At 47.9% G+C, this 23,270-nt stretch carries 22 protein-coding genes; 17 read left to right on the forward strand and 5 right to left on the reverse strand.

The annotated features are described in order from the left end of the window. The first annotated feature begins 1 nt into the window (after nucleotide 1). From dnaB to VFH06_04410, 6 genes are all read left to right on the forward strand, one after another. Nucleotides 2-1,348 (forward strand): replicative DNA helicase, encoded by a 1,347-nt coding sequence (gene dnaB, locus VFH06_04385; protein HET6747315.1) that lies wholly within the window; start codon nucleotides 2-4, stop codon nucleotides 1,346-1,348. 25 nt (nucleotides 1,349-1,373) lie between these two features. Further along, nucleotides 1,374-2,828 (forward strand): glycosyltransferase family 39 protein, encoded by a 1,455-nt coding sequence (locus VFH06_04390; protein ID HET6747316.1) that lies wholly within the window; start codon nucleotides 1,374-1,376, stop codon nucleotides 2,826-2,828. Between the two features lie 43 nt (nucleotides 2,829-2,871). After that, entirely contained in the window at nucleotides 2,872-3,162 is a 291-nt protein-coding gene (locus VFH06_04395; protein HET6747317.1) for a YbaB/EbfC family nucleoid-associated protein, read from the forward strand. A 9-nt stretch (nucleotides 3,163-3,171) separates the two neighbouring features. Continuing rightward, the gene (gene recR, locus VFH06_04400) at nucleotides 3,172-3,786 is read left to right on the forward strand and encodes a recombination mediator RecR (protein HET6747318.1); all 615 of its coding nucleotides are present in this window, start codon (nucleotides 3,172-3,174) and stop codon (nucleotides 3,784-3,786) included. 103 nt (nucleotides 3,787-3,889) lie between these two features. After that, entirely contained in the window at nucleotides 3,890-4,873 is a 984-nt protein-coding gene (locus VFH06_04405; protein HET6747319.1) for a DHH family phosphoesterase, read from the forward strand. Between the two features lie 53 nt (nucleotides 4,874-4,926). After that, a complete protein-coding gene (locus VFH06_04410) occupies nucleotides 4,927-6,507 on the forward strand; it encodes a cysteine--tRNA ligase (protein ID HET6747320.1) in 1,581 nt (526 codons plus the stop codon). Nucleotides 6,508-6,528: 21 nt separating this feature from the next. On the opposite strand, the gene VFH06_04415 is transcribed toward VFH06_04410, so the two are convergent. Genes VFH06_04415 through VFH06_04425 form a run of 3 tightly spaced genes read right to left on the reverse strand, consistent with a single transcriptional unit; the run spans nucleotide 6,529 to nucleotide 9,089 of the window. Further along, complete coding sequence (locus tag VFH06_04415) at nucleotides 6,529-7,674, reverse strand: AI-2E family transporter (GenBank protein HET6747321.1); 1,146 nt, start codon at nucleotides 7,672-7,674, stop codon at nucleotides 6,529-6,531. Between the two features lie 36 nt (nucleotides 7,675-7,710). Beyond that, the gene (locus tag VFH06_04420; GenBank protein HET6747322.1) at nucleotides 7,711-8,559 is read right to left on the reverse strand and encodes a diacylglycerol kinase family protein; all 849 of its coding nucleotides are present in this window, start codon (nucleotides 8,557-8,559) and stop codon (nucleotides 7,711-7,713) included. After that, a complete protein-coding gene (locus VFH06_04425; protein HET6747323.1) occupies nucleotides 8,556-9,089 on the reverse strand; it encodes a phosphatase PAP2 family protein in 534 nt (177 codons plus the stop codon). The genes VFH06_04420 and VFH06_04425 overlap by 4 nt, the downstream gene beginning before the upstream one ends. Nucleotides 9,090-9,109: 20 nt before the next feature. Between VFH06_04425 and VFH06_04430 the strand changes: the two genes are divergently transcribed. The 3 genes from VFH06_04430 to VFH06_04440 are packed head-to-tail and all read left to right on the forward strand — an operon-like array spanning nucleotide 9,110 to nucleotide 11,747. Continuing rightward, nucleotides 9,110-9,604: a YajQ family cyclic di-GMP-binding protein gene (locus VFH06_04430; protein HET6747324.1), complete on the forward strand. Its 495-nt coding sequence runs from the start codon at nucleotides 9,110-9,112 to the stop codon at nucleotides 9,602-9,604. An 18-nt stretch (nucleotides 9,605-9,622) separates the two neighbouring features. After that, on the forward strand, nucleotides 9,623-10,546 hold the full coding sequence (locus VFH06_04435; protein HET6747325.1) for an ATP-binding cassette domain-containing protein: 924 nt from the start codon (nucleotides 9,623-9,625) through the stop codon (nucleotides 10,544-10,546). Then, on the forward strand, nucleotides 10,539-11,747 hold the full coding sequence (locus VFH06_04440; GenBank protein ID HET6747326.1) for an ABC transporter permease: 1,209 nt from the start codon (nucleotides 10,539-10,541) through the stop codon (nucleotides 11,745-11,747). Before VFH06_04435 ends, VFH06_04440 begins: the two co-directional genes overlap by 8 nt. A 9-nt stretch (nucleotides 11,748-11,756) precedes the next feature. Here the strand turns inward: VFH06_04440 and VFH06_04445 are convergent, their stop codons facing one another. Continuing rightward, complete coding sequence (locus VFH06_04445; GenBank protein ID HET6747327.1) at nucleotides 11,757-11,897, reverse strand: hypothetical protein; 141 nt, start codon at nucleotides 11,895-11,897, stop codon at nucleotides 11,757-11,759. Between the two features lie 103 nt (nucleotides 11,898-12,000). On the opposite strand from VFH06_04445, the gene VFH06_04450 reads away from it, so the two are divergent. The 8 genes from VFH06_04450 (at nucleotide 12,001) to VFH06_04485 (ending at nucleotide 21,859) form a co-directional block, all read left to right on the forward strand. Continuing rightward, nucleotides 12,001-12,318, forward strand: a complete 318-nt coding sequence (locus VFH06_04450; protein ID HET6747328.1) for a helix-turn-helix domain-containing protein — start codon at nucleotides 12,001-12,003, stop codon at nucleotides 12,316-12,318. A gap of 35 nt (nucleotides 12,319-12,353) precedes the next feature. Continuing rightward, a complete protein-coding gene (locus VFH06_04455) occupies nucleotides 12,354-13,028 on the forward strand; it encodes a response regulator transcription factor (GenBank protein HET6747329.1) in 675 nt (224 codons plus the stop codon). 38 nt (nucleotides 13,029-13,066) lie between these two features. Beyond that, on the forward strand, nucleotides 13,067-14,032 hold the full coding sequence (locus VFH06_04460) for an ATP-binding protein (protein ID HET6747330.1): 966 nt from the start codon (nucleotides 13,067-13,069) through the stop codon (nucleotides 14,030-14,032). A gap of 40 nt (nucleotides 14,033-14,072) precedes the next feature. Next, nucleotides 14,073-15,413: an FtsX-like permease family protein gene (locus tag VFH06_04465; protein ID HET6747331.1), complete on the forward strand. Its 1,341-nt coding sequence runs from the start codon at nucleotides 14,073-14,075 to the stop codon at nucleotides 15,411-15,413. 9 nt (nucleotides 15,414-15,422) lie between these two features. Next, nucleotides 15,423-16,103, forward strand: a complete 681-nt coding sequence (locus VFH06_04470; GenBank protein HET6747332.1) for an ABC transporter ATP-binding protein — start codon at nucleotides 15,423-15,425, stop codon at nucleotides 16,101-16,103. Nucleotides 16,104-16,225: 122 nt separating this feature from the next. Further along, nucleotides 16,226-16,693 carry a GreA/GreB family elongation factor gene (locus tag VFH06_04475; GenBank protein ID HET6747333.1) on the forward strand — a complete coding sequence of 156 codons (468 nt, stop codon included), beginning with the start codon at nucleotides 16,226-16,228 and terminating at the stop codon, nucleotides 16,691-16,693. Between the two features lie 90 nt (nucleotides 16,694-16,783). Next, entirely contained in the window at nucleotides 16,784-19,303 is a 2,520-nt protein-coding gene (locus tag VFH06_04480) for a cation-transporting P-type ATPase (protein HET6747334.1), read from the forward strand. 318 nt (nucleotides 19,304-19,621) lie between these two features. Beyond that, nucleotides 19,622-21,859 (forward strand): transglycosylase domain-containing protein, encoded by a 2,238-nt coding sequence (locus VFH06_04485; GenBank protein HET6747335.1) that lies wholly within the window; start codon nucleotides 19,622-19,624, stop codon nucleotides 21,857-21,859. Nucleotides 21,860-21,932: 73 nt separating this feature from the next. Here VFH06_04485 and VFH06_04490 read toward each other — a convergent pair whose 3' ends face one another. Further along, a complete protein-coding gene (locus VFH06_04490) occupies nucleotides 21,933-23,144 on the reverse strand; it encodes a hypothetical protein (GenBank protein ID HET6747336.1) in 1,212 nt (403 codons plus the stop codon). Nucleotides 23,145-23,270 lie beyond the last annotated feature (126 nt).

Raw genomic sequence — 23,270 nt, forward strand, 5'->3', positions numbered from 1 at the left:
TATGCCAGCAAAAGAAGTCCCTACCGGGAAAGTCCCACCCCAGAATATAGATGCCGAAAAGAGTTTGCTTGGTGCCGTATTGATCGATGAAGAGACACTTGCGGATATTTCTGAACATGTTACGCCCAAAGATTTTTACGATAAACGGCACGCCACGATATTTGATGGTATGCGGCGCCTGTACGAAAAACACAAACCTGTTGATCTTTTAACATTAACTGACGAGCTCAAGAAGAAAGACGAATTGGAGATGGTAGGCGGCTCGGCCTATCTTACAGAACTCACCAATTACGTGCCTACCGCCGCCCATGCTGAAGCTTATGCCGAGATGGTATCCCAAAAAGCAGTGCGCCGCCGACTAATCAAAGCAAGCGCGGATATTTCTGAAATGGGCTACAACGAAGAAACTTCAACACAAGAGCTCCTCCAGCAAGCCGAGGCGGAGCTATTTGGTGTCAGCGACCAATCACTCAAAAATGATCTTGTAAGCATTGAAGAAATTCTGACCGACAGTTTCGATCGAATGGAGGAGCTACACCGCAATAAAGGAGCGCTCCGCGGTGTGCGAACCGGCTGGCGAGACCTAGACAACATGACCGCCGGATTGCAACGTTCAGACCTTATTATTCTGGCAGCTCGCCCGGCCATGGGTAAGACCACCCTCGTGACCAACTTAGCGTACAATGTGGCCACTGTCGCTAAGCAATCTGTTCTCTTTTTCAGCCTTGAGATGAGTAAAGAGCAGTTGGTTGACCGTATGTTAGCAGATGCGAGTGGTGTTGACGCCTGGAACATCCGTACCGGTAATCTTTCGGATGACGATTTCTCGAAATTATCCGAAGCCATGGGCGAAATGGCAGAAGCACCGATTTATCTCGATGACACACCTGGACTTTCCGTATTAGAAATGCGTACCAAGGCACGCCGCGCCGCTCACGACGCGCCCCTAGGGCTTATTATTATCGACTATTTGCAACTAATGCAGGGGAGCGGTAAAGATAATGGCAACCGCGTGCAAGAAGTGAGCGAAATTTCGCGTGGCCTCAAACTAATTGCCCGCGAGCTGAACGTTCCCGTTATCGCATTAAGTCAGCTATCTCGTTCTGTTGAAAGTCGCAGCCCGCAGATTCCACAACTTGCCGACCTGCGTGAATCGGGATCCATCGAGCAAGACGCCGATATCGTTATGTTTATTTATCGCGAAGCATATTACAACCCCGAAACCGAGCGTGAAAACATTACCGACCTGATCATAGCTAAGCATCGTAATGGACCCGTCGGCAAAATTGAACTTTACTTTCACCCTGAGCGCCTGCGCTTTATGTCTTTGGATAAACGACACGAATAATTCGTGCTATAATCATAAGGAATTTATGGTCACACGTATTACGGATTACTTCCTTTACCGCTGGCGCTATCTATTGGGGTATGGTGTCATTTTTGTTCTGATCATTGCACTTTTAGCCGTCGCATGGCTTATCGTTCCGGGTGGACTTACCACATCTGAAATGGACTCCACCGTGACAAGCAGTTCACTGACATTCTCGCTTCAGACGTTCAAGCCCGAAGCGATCGTCAACTTGCCATATCATCTCTTACAGCACGCTAGTTTTTCACTCTTCGGTGTCTCAAATCTCACCATTAAGCTGCCCTCGCTTATCCTTGGGCTCTTTTCGGCGCTTGGCATTTTATTATTGCTTCGCATGTGGTTCAAGAGAAACGTTGCTGTTATTACGACCGTGCTCGTCATTACTACCAGCCAGTTTCTCTTTCTTACCCAAGAGGGAACCCCAACTATCGTGTATATCTTTTGGTCCGTGTGGCTTCTTGTCTCGGCGCTTATGGTATCGAGAAAAGCAAAATGGTCCACCGCCTGGAAAATCGCACTATTTGGCTTTGGTGCACTCAGCCTCTACACACCACTTGAAATTTATATTATCATCGCTCTCCTGAGCGCCATGGCGCTTCACCCGCACCTACGCTACATAGTAAGGAGACTCTCGAAGCCACGTCTCGCACTGGGAATTGTATGCGGCCTCATTCTTCTTGCGCCACTCATCTATACAATTGTAAAAGAACCTTCTGTCGGCCTACAACTGCTTGGCATGCCAACGGCAAGCCTCGATATCCTTGCAAACATAAAAATGCTATTCGAACAGTACTTTAGCTTTATTAACCCAGGAGGGCGCACCAGTATTACACCGATTTATGGTCTTGGTACATGTATCCTCATTCTTCTTGGTATTATTCAACTCTTCACTACCAAATACACCGCCAGAGGCTATATCATCATTGCATGGACGCTGTTGCTTCTCCCCGTTATAGTCATAAATCCACAGTATGTCAGTGTTACATTCATCCCTGTAGTACTGCTTATGGCGATGGGCGTCAGTATGCTTATTACTCGCTGGTATCGACTCTTTCCGCGTAATCCATACGCACGAATTGCCGGGCTTATTCCTCTGGCCGTCCTTATAGGCGGTATGGTTTTTTCAGGAGTCGATCGCTATATGTATGGTTACGGCCATATCCCATCCGTGGCCTCACAGTTTTCGCGTGATCTTTCACTTCTTAACAAGCAGCTTGCTAAAAAGGATATCGGCAACACAGTCCTTATCGTTAGTAACGCCGAGATGCCATTCTATGCCGTTGTAGCTAAATATGCAGCTGGTACGTCCGTTGTAGTAGGCGGCACCGGTCTACCTGATGCAACTACGTACATCGCCAGTCGTGCAGGCAAAAATCCAGAAGCAGGCCCGGCCGATGAAATTATTACGAACGACATGTACAGAGAAGCTGATCGCTTCTACATCTATAAAACAAAATAAGAATAGCGTATACTAAATAAAGTAATACGGAGGACGACCAAATATGGCATTTGACCAAGTAAAGATGCTTAATGAATTACGAAAAGCACAAAAAGATCTAAAAAAGCAGATCATTGAAGTAGAAGCTGGCGACGAAGCTGTCGTTATTCAGTTTAACGGCGAGCTCAAGATCGTCAGTATTAAAATTGATCCGGCACGCGTTGATCTTGAAGACATCGAAGAGCTCGAGCACTGGATTCAGATCGCCGTTCGTGATGGTCTTGCTAAGGCACAGGAAGTAGCCGCTGAAAAAATGAAGCCCCTTATGGGCGGGCTCGGCAACTTAGGCCTTTAAGGAGCTACTTTGGCCCAGCTTCTTCCCGCGGCCCTTACCCGCGCAATTGATGAACTAGGGAAACTTCCTGGCGTGGGAGCGCGCACCGCTGAGCGGTACGCCTACTTTTTGCTGCGCGCTCGAACACAAACGACAACAAAGCTAGCACAAACGATTGCCGAATTACATAATGGTGTAAAAACCTGCCCTATAACCTTTGCTTTGATTGACGCAGAAGAAAAAGTTTCACCTCTTTATACCGATCCGACCCGCAATAAAAAACTTGTTGCCGTCGTTGAGGAGCCGCTCGATATTATCGCGCTGGAAAGAACTGGGCAATTTAGCGGTACGTACCATGTGCTAGGCGGGGCAATCTCACCAATCGATGGTATCGGGCCGGACGAACTCCATATACCCGAGCTCCTCAAGCGCCTCAAAGACGACGAAGTAGACGAACTTATCATCGCGACGAATGCCAGCGTTGAAGGGGAATCGACCGCACTCTTCTTGCAACGACACATTCAGGAATCCGGCATCACAATCAAGATGAGTCGTTTGGCGCGCGGAATACCCGTTGGCGTCGATCTTGAATATGCCGATCAAATTACTCTCGCGCATGCCCTTGAAGGCCGCCGTACATTATAAACGCCGATCTACAAAAATTAGAGGGTACAATACTGCTTAACCCTGTATGGACCAGTCAAATTAGCCTAGTGTAGCTCCCAAAACGATCTGTTACAATAGAGGGATGTACGATGCCGCAACACGCCTTATTGCAGATGCAAAAAAAATAATTATTATTCAAGCCGAAAATCCTGATGGAGATTCGTTAGGGAGCAGCTTAGCACTTGAGGAAGTTCTTGGTGATCTGGGCAAGGAGGTTGTTCTTTACTGTCCGATCGAAATGCCGAAATACCTTCGCTATATTAAAGGTTGGGATCGAGTTACGGCCACTTTCGATCAAAGTGCCGACCTAGCTATTCTTGTTGATACGGGAGCAGACGTTCTCATTAGCAAAGTGCTCGAAACTCCCGGTGTACGTACGTACCTAGAGTCGCATCCCGCGCTGGTAATCGATCACCACACTACCGAAGCTAATCTTAGCTTCAAGCACACTATGCTTGTTGAAACCGCCGTTGCAACCGGCGAGATACTCTACCGATTTGCGAACACCAACAGTTGGACAATAAACCAGCAAGCAGCCGAGCACATGATGATCGCCATTATGTCTGATAGCCTTGGGCTCACAACCCCTAATGTCAGCCCTGATACTTTCCTAGTATGTAGCAAACTTGCCGAACTTGGCGCAAGTAATGCCGAAATCGAAGACCGCCGACGCGAGTACATGAAGAAATCTCCTGAAATTCTTGCCTACAAGGGCGAGCTTATTCGAAGAGTAGAATACATGCTCGACGGCAAGCTAGCACTTGTCCATATCCCATGGGAAGAGATTCAGGCATACAGCGATCAATATAACCCAAGCGTTCTTGTGCTCGACGAAATGCGTCTCGTTGAAGGTGTCGAACTTGCTATCGCCATAAAAACCTACCCAGACGGCAAGCTTACCGGCAAATTGCGCAGTAACGCGCCTATTGCCGAGCAAGTGGCCGGCTTCTTTGGCGGTGGCGGTCATAAGTACGCCGCCGGCTTCCGCGTTTATGAAGAATACGATAAAATAGTTTCAGAATTAGTAGAAGCAACTAATAAGGTGCTCGCGAATGATACTCATTAAATCCTGTTGTCACGTAGAAATCTCTTAGACCTAAAATTATTAAGGAGCCTTCTATGTCACTCAAACTTCACAATACTCTTACACGAAAAACCGAGCAATTCACACCCCAAAACGATACCGCTGTCACACTTTACACCTGTGGCCCAACCGTTTACAACAACCTTCATGTCGGCAACTGGTTTGGATATATCATGTGGGACATTCTCGTGCGTACACTTATTGCAAACGGTTATACCGTTGACCGCGTCATGAATATTACAGACGTAGGGCACCTTACTGGTGAAAACGAAGGCGACGCCGATAAAGGCGAAGACAAGCTGGAAAAGGGTGCTCGCCGCGAAGGGAAGAGCGCCTGGGAAGTAGCCGAGCTTTACACTCAAGATTTCTTTGAAGGCATGAAAAAACTGGGCCTCATTATGCCCGAGCACATCGCTAAGGCGACAGATTACATCCCTCAACAGCTTGACCTCGTGCGTACATTGAAGCAAAAAGGCTATACGTATCAAATAAACGACGGCATCTACTTTGATACTAGCAAATTTCCAACCTATGCCGAATTTGCGGGGCTCGACCTTGCCGCCCAAAAAGCTGGTGCCCGTGTAGAGTTCAATCCCGAAAAACGCAGCCACAGCGACTTCGCACTTTGGAAATTCACCGCACCGGATGACACACGGGCTATGGAATGGGAAACACCTGCTGATTTACTCGAGCCCAGCTTTACGAACAAGCACCTACAGCCCGAGAATGAATTAACACCGGGGCCAAACATCATTCTCGGTGCGCAGCCGCTTGAGAGTGAAGCAAGACGAGAAGCAAACGAGGATCAAAAAATCATGGGCTTTCCAGGCTGGCATCTCGAATGTTCCGCTATGGCCATGACCATACTCGGCGACACTATCGACATCCATACCGGTGGTATCGACCACATTCCTGTCCATCACACCAACGAAATCGCCCAATCAGAAGCCGCCAGCGGCAAACTGTTTTCACGATTCTGGCTTCACAACAACCATCTCAAATCTGAAGGAACCAAAATAAGCAAAAGCCTCGGCAATGGCTATACACTTCAAGATTTAAATACCAAAGGATTCAGCCCTATGGACTTTCGTATGTTCACCTTGCAAAGTCAATATACGAATGAGGGCAACTTCACCTGGGAAAACCTAGAATCGGCCAAAAACCGTCTCCATCACTGGCGTAATAGTGCCGCACTTCGCTGGCAAACACATGACACATTACAGAGCGACGGTGCTATCCTTGAAAACAAAAGGACTGTTTCCCTCTACGGTGCAAGCGGCGCTATTCTTGAAGCGTTAAACGATAACCTCAATACTCCTGAAGCTCTGAGGGTGGTCGACGAAGCGTTCTCTCAATTGGACAACAAGCCACTTGCAAACATTGATCAAAATAGCCTTGGCAAATTACTCGAAACAATCGACATGCTATTAGGACTTCAACTCCGAGATACAACCCCCGATATCGATGAAGATGCCAAGCGCCTCGTTTTGGAAAGAAATCGTGCCCGCGAAGCAAAAAACTGGAGCGAGTCGGACCGCCTGCGGGCCGAGCTGGAAAGCCAAGGCATCGCGCTTCGCGATACCGCCTCCGGAACAATTTGGGAATACCTAAAATAGTCTTCTTAGGGGCTGTGGCCGCTAAGCTGCCGGCTCATCTTCACCCTGTAATTTTTTTACAAGCTTTGTGAGCGGACGCTCACTCTTAGCACGATTCTTACGTGCACGTGCAAGATAATTCTCTAAGAGAACCTTCAAGCAGCCAGCGATAGGGATCGAAATAATTGCACCAGCAAGCCCAAACACATAAATACCGATTGTTACCGCTGTAAGGACACTCAAAGCGGAGAGTTCAAGTTTACGCGCTTGAATCGTTGGCGAAATGAGATTGTTTTCAAATTGCTGGTAAACGATGAAGTAAATGGCAAATATAATACCAGCCGTAAGATCGTTAAAGCCAAGCAAAATGGCAATAAGCGCTCCACCAACCGTCGCTCCAAACATCGGAATCAGAGACAAAGTAAAGGCGATAGCAATTGCCGGTAAAGTGAGGTTAGCAGGTACGTTGGGGAAGATAAGACTCAAAATAAACACGACAAAACCAGCCGCTAAGGCGTCGATTGCCGATACCGTTAATTGTCCGGTAACGTAACCCGTAACAACGTGGTACATTTTGTGAACCATGTTGCGGTGATATTCCATTCGTTCTTGGTCATTATAGATACCCCAAAGGCGACTAAGCCACATTGGGCCCTCTACCAACATAAGGAAGGTGAGTACCAGCACAAAAAGGCAGGAGACCATGAGTGAAAATATCGAGCCGAGCCCATTCAGGACATTTGAGCCTAAATTAGCCGCCCATCCGGTAGTATTGTTACGGATTGTCTCCATTGCATTTTCCACTTGAGGTTGTAGGTGGTATTTATCAATGAGCGCACTCAGTCCCTGCCACTGCGTCGTAGCCGTTTCTACGAGCCCAGGCACTGTCTCGGCAAAGCGCACTGTTTGCTGAATGATGGGCGGAACGACCAAAAATACGAAACCGCCCAATATAACCACCACGAGCAAAAAAGCGATTGCCGTCGGCCACACACGACTTTTACCTGGCAAATGCTTTGCAAGAAATGATACGGGCTTATTAAGAGCAAGTGCTAAAAACAGAGCAGCCCCGAGCATAATAAGCGCGGTACGTGCACTGTAAATTGCTAAAATTGCAAACGCAAACCCTATAACGACCAGCCAAAACCGCACGAATGTTTTGGTGTCGATCTCGATACGTACCTTCATAATGTTACTATTATAGCATCACGAAGCATATTCTCATCAGAGTCGGATTTTAAGAGATTTGGCATGAATTTTATAGTGCAGAGGAGATCTAGCCCACACTACTTCTCCGTCCCGTGATATCCGCAGATTTCGGTGGCTTGTTCGAACCATTAGCTGGGAGGCGTAGAATTCATCAAACTCCTCAAGAAGATGACTTTTTCCAACTAAAGAGAGTAGGGCAATTTTAAAAAGAATCATGCGTGACGTTGTTCGTGCCACAAAAACAGAAAGCACACCATCATCAAGCTTTGAACGCTCGCTCACTCCCATGCCATCCAATTTATAGCGGTTATTGCCAATAAATACGAACGGCGTCTGATAAGTTTTACCGTTTATTTTTACACGATAAAGTCTAAAACGCACTAATACCTTAATAGCAGCAACTACCGCAGCGAGCCATTTACCTAAGTATTTTTCTGTTTTTGAACGCTCATGCACAGAAGAAGGGTACAGCCCGAGGCTCGAATTATTAATAAAAACGGTATCGTTTACCGTCGCCATATCAACATTCAGTACTTTCGAATACGCGAGATTCTGTATAGCATCGGCTATATCTTGCGGAATGCCAAGGTCTTTCGTGAAGTGATTAAGCGTTCCGCCCGGAAGCGGGGCAAGCACAGCATCTGTATCAGCTACTAAACCCGCAATCGCACTAATAGTACCGTCACCGCCAACAACCGCAATAGTTTCGCCCGCTCTGATAAACGGATTCAGATGAAACCTCAGTCGATCATCCATTTTGATTGCTCTTATAACTGCGATACGGCTCGAATTGAAAAACATCTTTAAATCGTCTAACGTATACGCACCACCGGATTTTTCGTTATAGACAAGGACTACTTTCATACGACTGGCTTGATGATAAAAATAATAACCGCAAGACCAAGCAGACCTACGACCCATCCGGCAATGACATCACTCGGAAAGTGGGCTCCTAGATAAATACGAGACATGCCAATCACCATAATAAACAGTCCTAACAAAATAGCGACAACAACACCCCAGGGGTGAGGGAGCAGATGCCATGCAAGATATGCCAGGAGTCCGTACGCAACAGTAGATCCAACAGTATGACCGCTTGGAAAGCTAAACGACGTATACATCATATTGTTGACATATTCCGTAAGAGGTCGGTCGCGGCGGAGGCTTACTTTTAACAGAGTTCCTAAGCCTAGAGTCGCAAACACCGCAAAGCCCGCGTATACCAAACGAAGATTAGCCCTTAGTCCCCCAATCAGGACAACAAATAGCCCGATACCCATTGTCACTATGGGATGACCGAGTATCGTAATAATTGTCATAATCCCCTCGAGGCCGCGCCATTGTTGAACAAACAATGTGAGCTTTATATCAAAGTTATGAATATATGCGCGCATATATCTATTATAATAAATATATGGCTACTTTTTCTTTTGATATTGTCTCAGACTACGACAAGGCAGAAATGAACAACGTATTTAGCGGGGTCGAACGTGAAATCGGTACTCGATACGACTTTAAAAGCACACCGGCTAGTATCGAATGGTTGAACGATAAAACCGGCTTTAAAATCATCGGCGCAAACCAATGGCAATGTGATGCGATTCTTGATATTGTGCGCAAAAAGCTCGCCAGCCGCAACCAAACCTCAAAGGTACTTGATACCAGTAAGACTCCTAGTGAAAGCAACTTGAAAATGACCTGGGAAATTCCTTTCAAGCAGGGGTTATCGCAAGACAACGCAAAGAGTATTTCAAAACTAATTCGCGAAAAGGCCCCCAAAGCAAAATCACAAATTCAAGGTGATGCAGTACGCGTGACGAGCGGAAGCAAAGATGAATTGCAAGCAGTCATCCGGCTTCTTCAAGAAGAAGATTTCGACTTCCCGTTGCAGTTTATTAATTACCGCTAAATTGTTACAATAAGCGACATGGCTAAGAATTCATCACTTGTGAAGGTAGATCACTTCCGGATGTCATTCGGAAAATCAACTGTCATTGACGATCTCTCGTTTACTGTTGAACGTGGTGAAACGTTCGGCTTCCTCGGAAGCAACGGCTCGGGAAAGACTACCACGATTCGAGCGCTTCTCGGTATTTATCAGCCGACGAGTGGAGCACTTACTATCAACGGCAAGCCTTACCGCGTCGACGGAAGTATACGACTGGGGTATTTACCTGAAGAGCGTGGACTGTATAAAAAAGAAAAAGTACTCGATACCATGGTGTATTTCGGCATGCTAAAGGGTCTGGATGCACACGATGCACACGATTGGTCACTCGATTTTCTCGAACGAGTAGGGCTTAAAGATAAAGCTCGCGAACGACTCGATAAGCTTTCCGGTGGTCAGCAGCAAAAAGTACAACTTGGGATCACTATCATGAATGACCCCGACCTTCTCATCCTCGATGAGCCGACCAAGGGGTTTGACCCCGTCAATCGCCGCTTACTGATGGACATCATCGAAGAGCACCAGCAAAAGGGTGCGACGGTGATTTTTGTTACCCATCAAATGGAAGAGGTTGAGCGACTATGTGACCGAGTCGTTCTTTTGAAAAACGGCAAAGCACGACTTTATGGCACGATCGATGAAGTAAAAGAGCAGTTTGGCGGTACAGAACTCGAGATCGTTTCCGAGCACGATATTCCGGAAAATACGAAACTCTACACAATCAAGCGGCGAGAGGGAAGTCTTGCTATTCTAGAGCCGAAAGCAGATACATTTACCATTCAGCGATCGCTCGTTTCAAGCGGAGTTGCCTACAGCCGATTCGAGCTAAAGCGCCCATCACTCGACGATATCTTCGTCCAGATATACGGCGACCAGAATGATGAGGAGGTAAGACATGCATAATCTTAGCACTGTTGTTAAGTTTGAGGTTATCCGTACGCTCAAAAAGAAGAGCTTCTGGCTGGCGGCTTTAGCCCTGCCCGTCATTGCGGGTGTTATTGGCGTTATCATCTACTTTTCCAATAAAACCACGAACGACGTAGGACAGCAACTAAGTAGTGAGCGTTATTCTCTTGGGGTGACGGACGATTCAAAACTCCTCTCCGCAGATATTCTCCGGTCGGTAAACGCGCAAATTATCACATCGCCGTCAGAGGGACAACAAGCCGTAAAAGAGGGGAGGCTCGACGCTTATTTCCACTATCCAGCAGATATGAAAAACCAGCCCGTCGAAGTATACGGCAAAGAGGTCGGATTATTTAAGAATAATCGCTATGAAGGCCTCGCGCAGCAACTCCTTAACCAATCGGTCATGCTTACCACATCCCCAAATATCCAAGCGGTGATCCAAAATAGCGTCAACTACACGTCGGTTACCTACAAAGATGGACAAGTAGACAAAGGATTTTTGAAATTAATCGCTCCCGGCATCTTCCTCGTGCTCTTTTATTTCATGCTTGTCACCTTTGGTGGTCAAATGCTTACGAGTATTATTGAGGAGAAAGAAAACCGAGTTATTGAAATGATTCTTACTACTATACGACCAACTACGCTCTTAGTAGGCAAGCTATTTTCGCTCGTTATTCTTGCATTCATTCAGCTTATCGTTATTTTGGTTCCAATTATTACGGGCTACTTCGCGCTCAAGAATCAGTTGTCTCTTCCTAATTTTGACTTGGCGAGCATTCCACTGGATCCACTTTCCATTACGCTGGGAGCAACTATATTTATCATGAGTTTCCTGATGTATACCGGTATTCTCATGACAATAGGAGCTGCGATGCCCACCGCCAAAGAAGCTAATAGTTTCTTTGGGGCTGCGATGGCATTTACGTTTGGCCCGCTTTATGCAGTCGCGCTATTCATATCCTCGCCCGAGTCACCACTCGTCCAAGTACTTAGCTACTTTCCACTAACATCACCTATTCCACTTCTTTTAAGGAACGCTATAGGCAACCTTACGCTTCAAGAGGCGCTCGTCGGAATCACCTTACTTGCGCTCACTACAGCATTTGCGATTCGTATAGGCGTGCGCATATTTAAATATGGCGCACTAGAGTACAGCCGCCGTCTCAGTGCAAAAGAGATATTCGGAAAGCGTTAAACGCGACGTTTAGTACATTACAATAACAGTAATCAACACGAGGCTGACCACCGCCACACAGGCAACAGCTAAGGCTACCTTATTTGGCTCAAAATCAACTTTTGTACTCTGTTTCTTGTTGGTTTTCTTAGGGGGAGTTTGGTTTTTCATACTATCATTAGTTTACGCCTCAGCCCAACCAAGTGCAATACTTACCATAAACAGTATCACATCATGACTTTACGAATATTGCTACACAATGTATAGTAAAATCATGCAGACAGCAGTGGATATCGGATGCGTAAGAGCCGCAACGGCAATCTTAGGCGACAAATGGACGCCGCTTTTGTTACGGTATTTTGTCAATGAAGAAGAAGTCCGTTTTTGCCAACTTCAAGATCTTGTAGGAGGTATTAATCCTCGTACTCTATCGGCGCGACTTGCCTACCTTGAAGAGGAGGATATCATTACAAAAATAACCAAAGATGACGCCGGCTTTTGCACCTATCGCCTCACCAAAAAAGGTACGGATCTCCTGCCAATCTTGCAGGATATGCATGCCTGGAGTCAAAAGTACGGCCTTACGGTTTAAGATTACTTTAAGGACTCTTGAGTATAGTTATATATATGCGGATTCTTATTATTGAAGATGAACACAAGATTGCACGCGCTCTCAAAAAGGCTCTGGAACAAGAGAGCTATGCGGTTGATGTCGCCTATAACGGTGACGACGGCTACGCAATGGCCACGACAGAACCATACGACGGAATGATTATCGATCGAATGCTGCCCGGAGAATACGACGGCATTGGAATCTTAAAGGCAATGCGTGCGCTTCGTATTCATACACCTGTACTCTTTTTGACCGCATTAGACAGCATCAGTCAGCGGGCAGAAGGGCTTGATAGCGGGGCAGACGATTATTTGGTAAAACCGTTCGCACTTGAAGAATTACTGGCACGTATCCGCGCGTTGCTTCGCCGCCCAGCCGAACAAACTCCGACTATTCTCACTGCGGGTGATCTTTCTCTTAATACTGTCACCTACGAAGTTACTCGTGCCGGTAAGCCGATTCTGCTCACTAGCAAAGAATTCGCATTGCTCGAGTATTTTCTTCGTAACCAAAATCGTCCGCTTTCAAAAGAAATGATCATTTCCCATGTTTGGAATTATGATGCCGATATTTTACCAAATACCGTTGAAGTCTACGTCAAGTATCTTCGCGCCAAGGTTGATGACGCGTTTGACACCCGGCTTATTCATACCATGCGCGGTTTCGGTTATAAGCTTCAGGCGGCCTAATGTTCCGATCCGCTACTTTTAAACTAACAAGTTGGTATTTGGCCATACTTATTGCAGTCTGCCTGTTGTTTAGCGCTATTATTTACACCAGTGCTTCAAGGGAAGTTGTGGCTCGTATCGATGACTGGCAGGCAACGCCGCTTTATAGGATTAACGAACCCCGGTTTCTTGCGCTGCGTGAGCAGCAACAGCATCAGGCTGAAGCAAACCTCATTGCTTCACTCGCTATAGCCAATATTGCCATCTGGACAATAGGTGGCATTGGTAGCTATTATTTGGCCAGACGAACACTACACCCTATTGAAGAAGCGCACGAAGCCCAGTCCCGCTTTACTAGTGACGCCAGCCACGAACTTCGCACACCGCTTGCCAGCATGAAAACAGAGATAGAGGTTGCCCTGCGCGATCCGAGTATTAGCAAACAAGAAATGCGGGAGCTTCTCTCAAGTAATCTTGAAGAAGTCGATAAGTTATCGCGGCTTTCACATATGCTTCTTCAGCTCTCAAGGCTTGATCACGGGAATATCATCCTTGAAAAGGTAGCCTTGCTCGACGTCGCGAAAGGAGTGATCGGTCAGCTTGATAAAGAAGGGAGACGAATCGAATTGACAGGTCATCCTTCACACAAAGTACTTGCTAACCGCTCCAGTGTCGAAGAACTCATGACAATCCTTCTTGATAATGCGCTCAAATATAGCCCGGAAAATTCTAAAGTACGCATGAATTTGTTAACCAAAAAACAGCTGACGGGTTTTGAGATCATCAACCAAGGCGAAGGAATTCCAGCCGAGGCACTTCCTCATATTTTTGATAGGTTTTACCGCATTGACAGTTCACGCTCTAATGGCAGCAAAAAAGGCTATGGGCTAGGGCTTTCGCTTGCAAAAAAGATTGTCGAATTGAGCGGAGGTGAGCTAACCGTCAGTAGCGCACCACAGCACGATACGACATTTACTGTTTTTATGCAAAATCTCAGCAAAAGTAAAGCAAAAGATCAGTCTTAGCCTGTATATTCCTGGTGTAAACCATGAATAAGGAGACACCATGAATGTCATAACCCGAGGAATTAGAGGCGCCTTTAGGAGCCCTCTCCGGTCAGGAGCTATCCTATTGATGCTCGCCATTAGTATCGGGCTCGTCCTCGCCATGCTCGTAGCGCGCTCAAGCGTTGAAGCAAAAATAACAGAAGTCAAAGCTTCTACCGCAACACAAATTACCATCAACCCGGCAGGTATCAGCGGCGGTACCGGAGGAGGTGATGCGCTCACATCAGAACAAGTAAAAATCGTTGCCGAGACACCGCATATAGTCAAGACGTCCTCCACGCTGACTGACCAGCTTGGCGACGACGACACAAATCTTACCCCGTCGCTTGAACTTGGCAACTTAGGTAAACGGCAGATGCGCTTCGAGGGTCGTGCGGGCGGAGAAGGGAGTACAATGCTCCAGAGCTCCGACGGTAAGATGCCGACGCCAAAAACAAATGTGACAGGAACGACCGATCCTACAAAAGCTATCGAAAACAGTACGCTCGCAAACGGCTCTATGATCGACGGTTCCAGCAGTGATCTCGTTGCACTTATTGGTAAAAGCCTGGCTGAAAAAAATAATCTTGCGGTCGGCGGCACCTTTACTGCCTATGGCAAAACTATCACCGTAAAAGGCATCTATTCGACTAACAATAAGTTCATTGATAGTGGAATTGTAATGCCACTTACGACCTTGCAAACACTCACGAACCAACCCGGAGCAGTAAGCACTATCAATGCGACTGTCGATAGTAGCGACAATGTGAGCGGTGTTGTAGCAGCACTCAAAAATGCACTTCAAGACAAAGCAGATATCGTAAGTCAGGAAGAGCAGGCCGCAAATAGTTTGAAACCTCTCGAAAGTATTTCGGGCTTGGCACTTGCCGGCGCCATCGGCGCAAGTATTGCCGGAGCTGCGATAATCTTGCTTTCTATGATAATGGTCGTTCGCGAACGTCGTCGTGAGATCGGTGTCATCAAAGCTATAGGTGGCAAAAACAGTAAAGTCATGTTGCAGTTCATTACAGAGGCGCTGACACTTACCATTATCGGCGGCGTCATCGGTATTGCTCTTGGGATCACCGTAAGCGGACCAATGACGCAATCTCTCGTTGAAAATTCACAATCACAACAACATGCTGGACCTAGCGGCGGCGGGCGCACCTTCATAAAAGACGATCTCGGCATGGCAGCAGCGCTACTAGGAAACAATGCAAAAGCAATCACCGCAAACTTAACTCCTCAAACCATCGCAACAAGCATAGGACTGACACTTCTTATTGCTATCGTGGGCAGCGCCGTTCCAGCTTGGGCAATCTCGCGCGTGCGCCCGGCTGAAGTATTGAGGACAGAATAGGAGAGTACAATGTTAGCAGTAAAAAATCTTACAAAGACATTTCAAGCCGGCCATGGCGAAGTCCGTGCGCTCCAGGACGTTACCTTCAAGGTTGAGACAGGCGAGTTCGCTTCTATCATCGGCAAGAGTGGAAGTGGTAAATCGACGCTCTTAAGCCTCTTGGGTGCGCTCGATACACCGACGGACGGTGAGATTCATGTTGATGATACCGACATCGCGAAATTATCACAAAAGAAACAGACGGATTATCGCGCACGAAAGATCGGCTTCGTTTTTCAGCACTACAATCTCATTCCAAATCTTTCGGCGCTAGAAAACGTTATGCTCGCGCTAGAGTTTGGCGGCGTAACGCCCATGCATGTGCGCCGAGAGCGTGCCTCGGAATTGCTGAACGAGGTTGGCATTACCGACGATCAGCAACTGCGTAAGCCTGCCAAGTTGAGTGGTGGTCAGCAGCAGCGAGTTTCGATCGCACGGGCACTCGCCAACAAACCGGCGATCATTCTTGCTGACGAGCCAACGGGTAATCTAGATACTGAAACAGGCAAGAAGATCTTTGATTTGCTTCATACTTTGTCTCGAAGCGAAAATACGACCATCATCGCCGTGACACACGATCTAGAAATTGCCGGCAAAACAGACCACACATTCACATTAAAAGATGGTAAGTTGAGTATAAAAGCAAAGTAACGTAGTAGCTTATACAATACCGCGCACTTTTTCAGAATTAATTCAGTTTTCTATTTCATAATCTGTAAACGTAGGAGGGGAACATATAAAATTCCGACTACAAAAAGAAAAGGAGGACTAAAATGAGCTCTCAAACAACTGTTTATTTAAGCAAAAGAGGCATGAAGGAACTGAAAAAGGAGGTCTCCCGGCTTGAACGCGACCGCCAAGAGGCAATCGTAACACTTCGCGAACTCGAACGCATCGATAATCACGAGGAGCGTTTAAAACGAAGTGAACGTCTTGCCCAGCTTGAAATTTTGGAAAGCGAATTATCAGACAAAAAACGGACACTGGAGAGTGCTAAGCAGCTTCCGCGCAAGCGAGATGCCCTGAAAGTCGCCATCGGGAGCGTCGTCGACCTTCTCGACACGAACGGCCGGATTATCCGCTATACGATCGTTGAAAGTATCGAGGCCAACCCAAGCGATGGACGCATCTCTACCAAAAGCCCGCTCGGAAGAAGCCTACTTGGTAAACAGATGCAGGAGTTCGTTGAATGGTCGGTCGGTCCACGCACCAACCGTCTTCAGCTCATCGCCATAACGTAAAAAGACCCACCTCACACACGTAATACCAGAGCAGCCAAAGCTCTGGTATTTACGTTTAGCGTACTTTTGCATCTGTTATAATTAATGCTAATGCTTTACTACACAAAAACTGTAAAACAAATCCTCAAAGAATTTGATACCTCTGAAGTGGGTCTCGCGAATAGTGACGCTGCTGAACGGCTCTCTAAATATGGTCGTAACGCAATCAGGGTCCGCGGCGAACCGCTTTGGCGCAAACTCATCGAACCGTTTGCCAATGTGTTTATGGCGGTCCTCTTCATCGCTGTGATCATCAGTATTTACCACCACGCTATTTTGGATGCGCTGATTATTAGCATTATCATGCTCGCCAGCGCGACAATTTACTATATTCAACGATTCTCAACTGAACGCATTCTTCGCTCTCTTCAAAAGCACAATACTCAAATGGTTGATATTTTTCGCGACGGGAAAGTGGTACGGCTCGACTCTGAACAGCTTGTCCCAGGCGATATTTTCACCCTTAACGAAGGAGAGAAGGTACCTGCTGATGCACGAGTTCTAGTCAGTCAATCGCTTCGGGTGGATGAATCTCAACTTACAGGAGAATCGGTGCCTATCAGCAAACAAACCGATGCATTATCGGGAGAAAAAGAGGTTTATGAGCGAAGTAATATGCTCTTTCAGGGCTCTTTTGTTGTGGCTGGGGAAGTGCGTGCCATCGTGGTGGCAACGGGCAATGACACTGAATTTGGCCAGCTTGCTGCGCTTACTACCAATGTCTCTACACAAAGCCCTGTTCAGAAAAAAATTGACAAACTCATTTCGCAGATAATTGCTGTCGTAGGGGCAATCGCCCTTGTTGCCTTCGGGCTTGCCGTGAGCAGAGGGATGGATATCACAGAGAGCTTTCGCTTTGTCCTTGCGCTATCGGTAAGTGCAGTCCCGGAAAGCCTTCCTGTTGCTATATCGGTCGTTCTCGTATTAGGCATGCGCCGCATGGCAGCTAAAAAAGCTCTCATTACCGCAATGCGCTCTATTGAAACGATCGGTGTCGTTACCACGATTGCAACTGACAAAACTGGTACACTCACAAAGAATCAGCTCACCGTTCAGGACACGTGGCGCCCCAAGGGTATTTCCACGCAACTTTTAGCTCATTATACTTCTTATGCCGTTAACTATGCGGCTGAAAAAATGCACGATCCGCTCGATACAGCCATGGATATATTCGTAGAAGGAAAGGTGAAGCGTCCGTCGGCAAAACCTTTAAAGAGCCTTCCGTTCAACCAGGCATTCGCTATGAGCGGTAATCTGTGGCACAACGGCAGTACCTATACGCTTGCTATAAAAGGGGCACCCGAGCATGTACTTTCCCGCAGCGATCTTACTGAAGGCGAGCGCGAGAAGGCCAGCCTTGCACTTCATGAACTAACTGCCAGCGGTTATCGTGTGATCGCTATAGGTCATATGGAGCTTGTCAAACCGCTTAATGGCTTCGAAGATCTTCCCGCTAAAGCGGCGCTGGAGTTCGATGGCTTTTTAGCGGTTGCCGACGTGCTCCGCCCTGAAGCTAAAAAAGCCATCCATACTGCGCTTCGGGCCGGCGTTACTGTTCGGATGATAACGGGTGACCACTTTGAAACCGCATACCAGATAGCCAGGCAACTCGGTATGGTTCAGAGCAGAAACGAAGTCTTTGATAGTCGCCATATGAGTGTTATGAGTGATGAGGAGCTCCGAAGCAAGATTGATTCGATCCGCGTTTTCTCGCGCGTGACACCCGAACATAAATACCGTATTTTGACACTTCTCAAAGAAAAGAACATCACCGCCATGACAGGTGATGGCGTGAATGACGTACCCGCACTAACGAACGCGCACGTTGGAGTAGCCATGGGTAGCGGCGCACAAATTGCAAAAGATGCCGGCGACATCATCCTTATAGACGACAACTTCAAGAGTATCGTTGATGCCATGCATGAAGGTCGCACCATTTACGCCAATATCCGCCGCATGCTCTTCTACTTGCTTTCGACTAACGCCGGGGAAGTAATAACGGCGATACTTTCACTTATCATAGGTCTTCCTATTCCTCTTGTGCCTGTACAAATCTTATGGGTAAACTTGGTCACGGACACATCGATGGTAATTCCTTTAGGGTTAGAGCCTGGTGAGCGCACGGCAATGACAAAAAAGCCGAATGCACCAAATGCTCCTATTTTAGGTAAATTCCTCATTTCGCGCATGATACTCGTCGCACTTACCATGGCACTTCTTACCGTCGGGCTTTACGCGTACTATTCATTCAATTTCGATAACGAATATGGGCGCACAATCGCATTTTGTTCGCTCGTGGTCATGCAGTGGGCAAATGCCTTTAATACACGAAGTGATGATGAGTCACTCTTAAAAAGGCTGCGTGTCTTTAATGGCAAGTTTTATATCGGCCTCGCGATTGGAGTTAGCCTTCAGGCGCTCGCCGTGTTTGGGCCGCTTGCAAGCATTCTCCATGTCAGTTCGGTTGCGATAGGCGACTTGGCAATTACAGGCGCCATTGCATTCGTTATTCCTATATTTGTGGTTGAGGTTCATAAGCTTATTGGACGGCGCTTTCTTAAGCGACATTAGTACCTGTACTATACCTAGATGATCTTTTTACATTCTATTGCTTTTATATAGCCTTTGGGCGGGCATCAGTCCTCAGACCTACGAAGCCTACGATACTTCCTACGATGAGTTCTGGGCGAGACCGATATGTACGCTCTGCCTCCCGAAAGAAAGAGATAACACTTAAAAAAGCAACGCCCCACCTGAAGTATTAGGCGGGGTTCTTTCCTTGTAATTAGGTGTTATGTATTAAACTTTATGTCAAAAATATGATATAGTAGCGAGGCGCATTAGTCATGCTACCTTAACAAGCAAACCTCGAAGGGATCCCCTAGAGAGATGAAGCAAGCCATAGCCCTGATCATCCTTCTCGGACTGATCGCAGGCGGAATCTACGTCGGATACGAGTACTCGCAAGTCGACATCACTTCGCCTCCCAATACCGGCAAAGACTCGGTGGTGTATGCAAAGGACAACAAGGTCCTGGGCCACATCCGAGCCAGCGGGGGAACCCAGCTCAAAGACGAGGAAGTGTCGAGCCTCGTAAAACAGGCACACATGGCGGCCGAGGACCGCGGGTTTTATACTCACGGTGCTGTTTCTTGGCCGCGCATGGCGTTCTCGGTTGTCACGAGCCTGGGATCCGCGGGTGGATCGACGATCGCCCAGCAATACATCAAGAACGCTTTTTTGACGCGAGAGAAGAGCCTTGGTCGCAAGAGCAAGGAGATCATCTACGCGTACAAGCTGATGGACCAGTACACCCCCGATCAAGTCCTCGTGAAGTATGTGAATACGATTCCATACGGACGAGGAACGTTCGGTGTCGAAGATGCTGCCAAGACCTGGTTTGGCATCTCCGCTACCGAGCTCAAGGATATCAATGACCCGTTGCAGGTGGCACGCGCCGCATTTCTTGCTGCGCTTGTTCAGCGGCAAGAGTTTTTTGCCGCCTCAAAGGATAAGCCGTCAAACCTCGTCAATATCGACGCCCTGAATGACAGGATACGATACGTCCTGGATGGACTCCGCAAGGTTGAAGGCGTCGATCAGAAGGACATGGTTCCCCAGGCAGTAATTGACAAGGCGAAGCAACTTTTGCCCTTGAAGGTTACCGATACCGTGAACGCCAGTGGTAGCTCGGCAGATACCGACCCGTATCTTCTGGACTACGTAAAGGACTGGCTGACCGCCTGGCAGATTCAGGTTCTGAAAAACGACGGTATGAGTGACAGTGAGGCTACTGCTCAGGGTGAGAGTGCCAGCAAGGCGCTACTTGCTCGTGGTGGCCTCGCCATCCACACCTCGATCGACAGCAATCTCCAAAACTTGGTTGCCGAGGCTGTTCAAGCCAAGCTTCCAAAAACAGGCCTTTCCGCGGGTGTGGTGATTCTGGACCCACGAACAGGTGCTGTTGCCGCGATGTACGGCGGCAAAAACCACGTGAAGGACGGCTTCAACTACGCCCTCTATGCCAATCGGCAGGTGGGCTCAACAATGAAGACAGTGGTGCTGGCGGATGCCGTCAGTCACGGCATTTCGGTGCAGTCGGTGCTTCCGGCGCCGGCCTACATCAAGATCAATGGCGCAGAAATCTACAACGACGACAGGAAAGCTGCACCCGGTTGCAAGTTGAGCCTGGCCGACGCGATGGCAGTTTCGAACAACCCGGTGCACATCGAGTTGATCAGCGGAAAGATGGCGAGTTGCGACAACCCAGCCGCACTCTCGGATATCCCCGATTACCCGATAAGCCCGGCAAGTGTCGCCGCATTGGCCCACAAGTTGGGCGCCGACGACAGCCTTGTGCCCGGCAAAACGAGTCCGGCAAAACTGGATGAAGTACCGTCGCTTGCTCTTGGTGTTAGTTCGCTGACTCCGTTGAAGTTGGCCTCTATTGGTGGCACCTATGCCAACGGAGGGGTGCACAACAAACCGCACATCATCGACAAAATCGATGACAGCAACGAGGAGAACGTCTACGAAAACGAGACTCAGTCCAACCGTGTCCTGCAAGCCAAGCAAGCAGGTATTCTGAATCAGGTACTCACCGGTGTGTTCACCAAGGGTACCGCACGCGGCGCTCAAGTGCAAGGCCATCCCCTGGCAGGGAAGACTGGTACTACCGACACCGACGCCTGGATGCTGGCCTACTCCGCAGTGGATCCGAAGAACGACGACACTCCCGCATACGTGTGTTCTGCCTGGGCAGGCTATGCCGACAACCGCACAACAAGTGCGCGTGGCGGCGATGTTTGGGGTGCTGATGTCGCGAAAATATGTCAGTACTTTTTTGCGGGGGCGCTCAAGGGAACTCCCACGGTCAATTTTCCCGCGGCCGACATGAACGCGGGCAAGGTGATCGGGCTTCAGCAAGAAAAACCGGTGGAGGCACCCAAGCCACAACCGACGACGGCCGAGCCGGCTAAGGCAAAGCCAACACCCACGACAACCGAGGAGGCGCCAACAACGACGAAACGCAAACCGCCGGCAACGACGACCGAACAGTCGACCGTCACGCCTTCATCGCAGGGGGTCGTAACAGGTACGGTCGATCCGGGTCAATCAGTCGGCTAAGTAAAGGGTAGCGGATCTAATGCGCAAAACCCCTCGTGAGCACCCAGGTGTCACGAGGGGCTATCCCTTGTTATTATCTATTTACGTTACGCAGTGCATCAAGCGAAACAGCACCGTTCCGAGCGTATACTTTAGGCGAAACCTCGTCTTGACGTCGAATATGCTCGGTAATTTTTACGACTTTACGTGCCGTGTCCCAATCCTGAAAACTACCCTCAGGAGTATCTCCATTAAGTCCACTCTTTACAACTTCTCCATAGCCGTTATCGGTAAATTGTGTCTGCTCAAATAAATGCTCAACAGCCTCTGGTATGGTAAGCGAATTACGTTGCAAGTCAACCACAACGGTATTTCGTTCACTCGTGTCAGGATCAACAAAGTCAAGCCGCACGCACTTCTTATCATCAAGGCCTTTTCCGCCTTGCCACCGAAAAGGAAGTTCATAATGCATCCTCTCTGGAATAGTAGCCTGCTCATCAATAATTGTTGTCGTTCCGTGCACGATAAAACCGGTTTCAATTTCGGAAGGGAGCACCGAGTCGGCATATTTATATCTCTCGAGACTTAGCGTAGCATTACCTACATTTTTATATCGCTTACTTGCATAGAATGCCTGCTCAACATCAAGCCCAATACTAATAACATGTGGCCCAAGATCCTCAAGTGCGCCTCCTTCAAAAGCCGCAACTCGACCTTCGCCTTCTACGGTTCGGGCCTCTTCAATAGTAACCACTGCCGATTCCAGTCTCCCAAGCACATCCATTACTTCACCGAGTTTTTCGCGCATTGCCTTCCAAGCACCCTTTACGACATAATGCTCGTGCACATAAAGAGGGTCTGTATCGGCATCAATACCGTTAGCCTTTCGCTCGGCTTCAGCCTCAGCAATTGCATCATCAACTTCTCGCATTTCTGAAATAGTGCGTACGGCTGGTTTGGGAACAACTACAAACCCAAGCAATCCTTTTCCCACTCTTCGCAGGTGCTGTTTAATCGCGTCGACATGCATTTGTGGTATGAGGCTAAGATATGCCGAAATCGCCTCTGTACCGAGCGCTCTATCCGCTCGCTCACGACCCTCATATTCGTCCAAGCGGTATAAGACATCATGGGGCACACGAGCGGGGTCAATATCGCGTACTTCAAAAAGCTCTACCGGGCGGATCTCTTGCAAACCTTTTAGCGCACTACCGAAATGCTCTGTATTTGCACCACCCCCAAATACCTGAACCGATCGGTTCTCACGAGTATTGTTCATACGAGGACTCATTGCTTCTACAGACATACTTTTCCTTTTTGCCTATAAAGAACAGGCACCGTCTCACTTGAAAACGGATTCAGCCCTCTTTTGGCTCATTATTTTAGCATTAAAAAACGCCCTTCATGAGAGTGCAGAGCGCTGGCGCGGAGT

It is taken from the genome of Candidatus Saccharimonadales bacterium, from assembly GCA_035697325.1.
GTDB lineage: Bacteria > Patescibacteriota > Saccharimonadia > Saccharimonadales > Saccharimonadaceae > JALRBM01.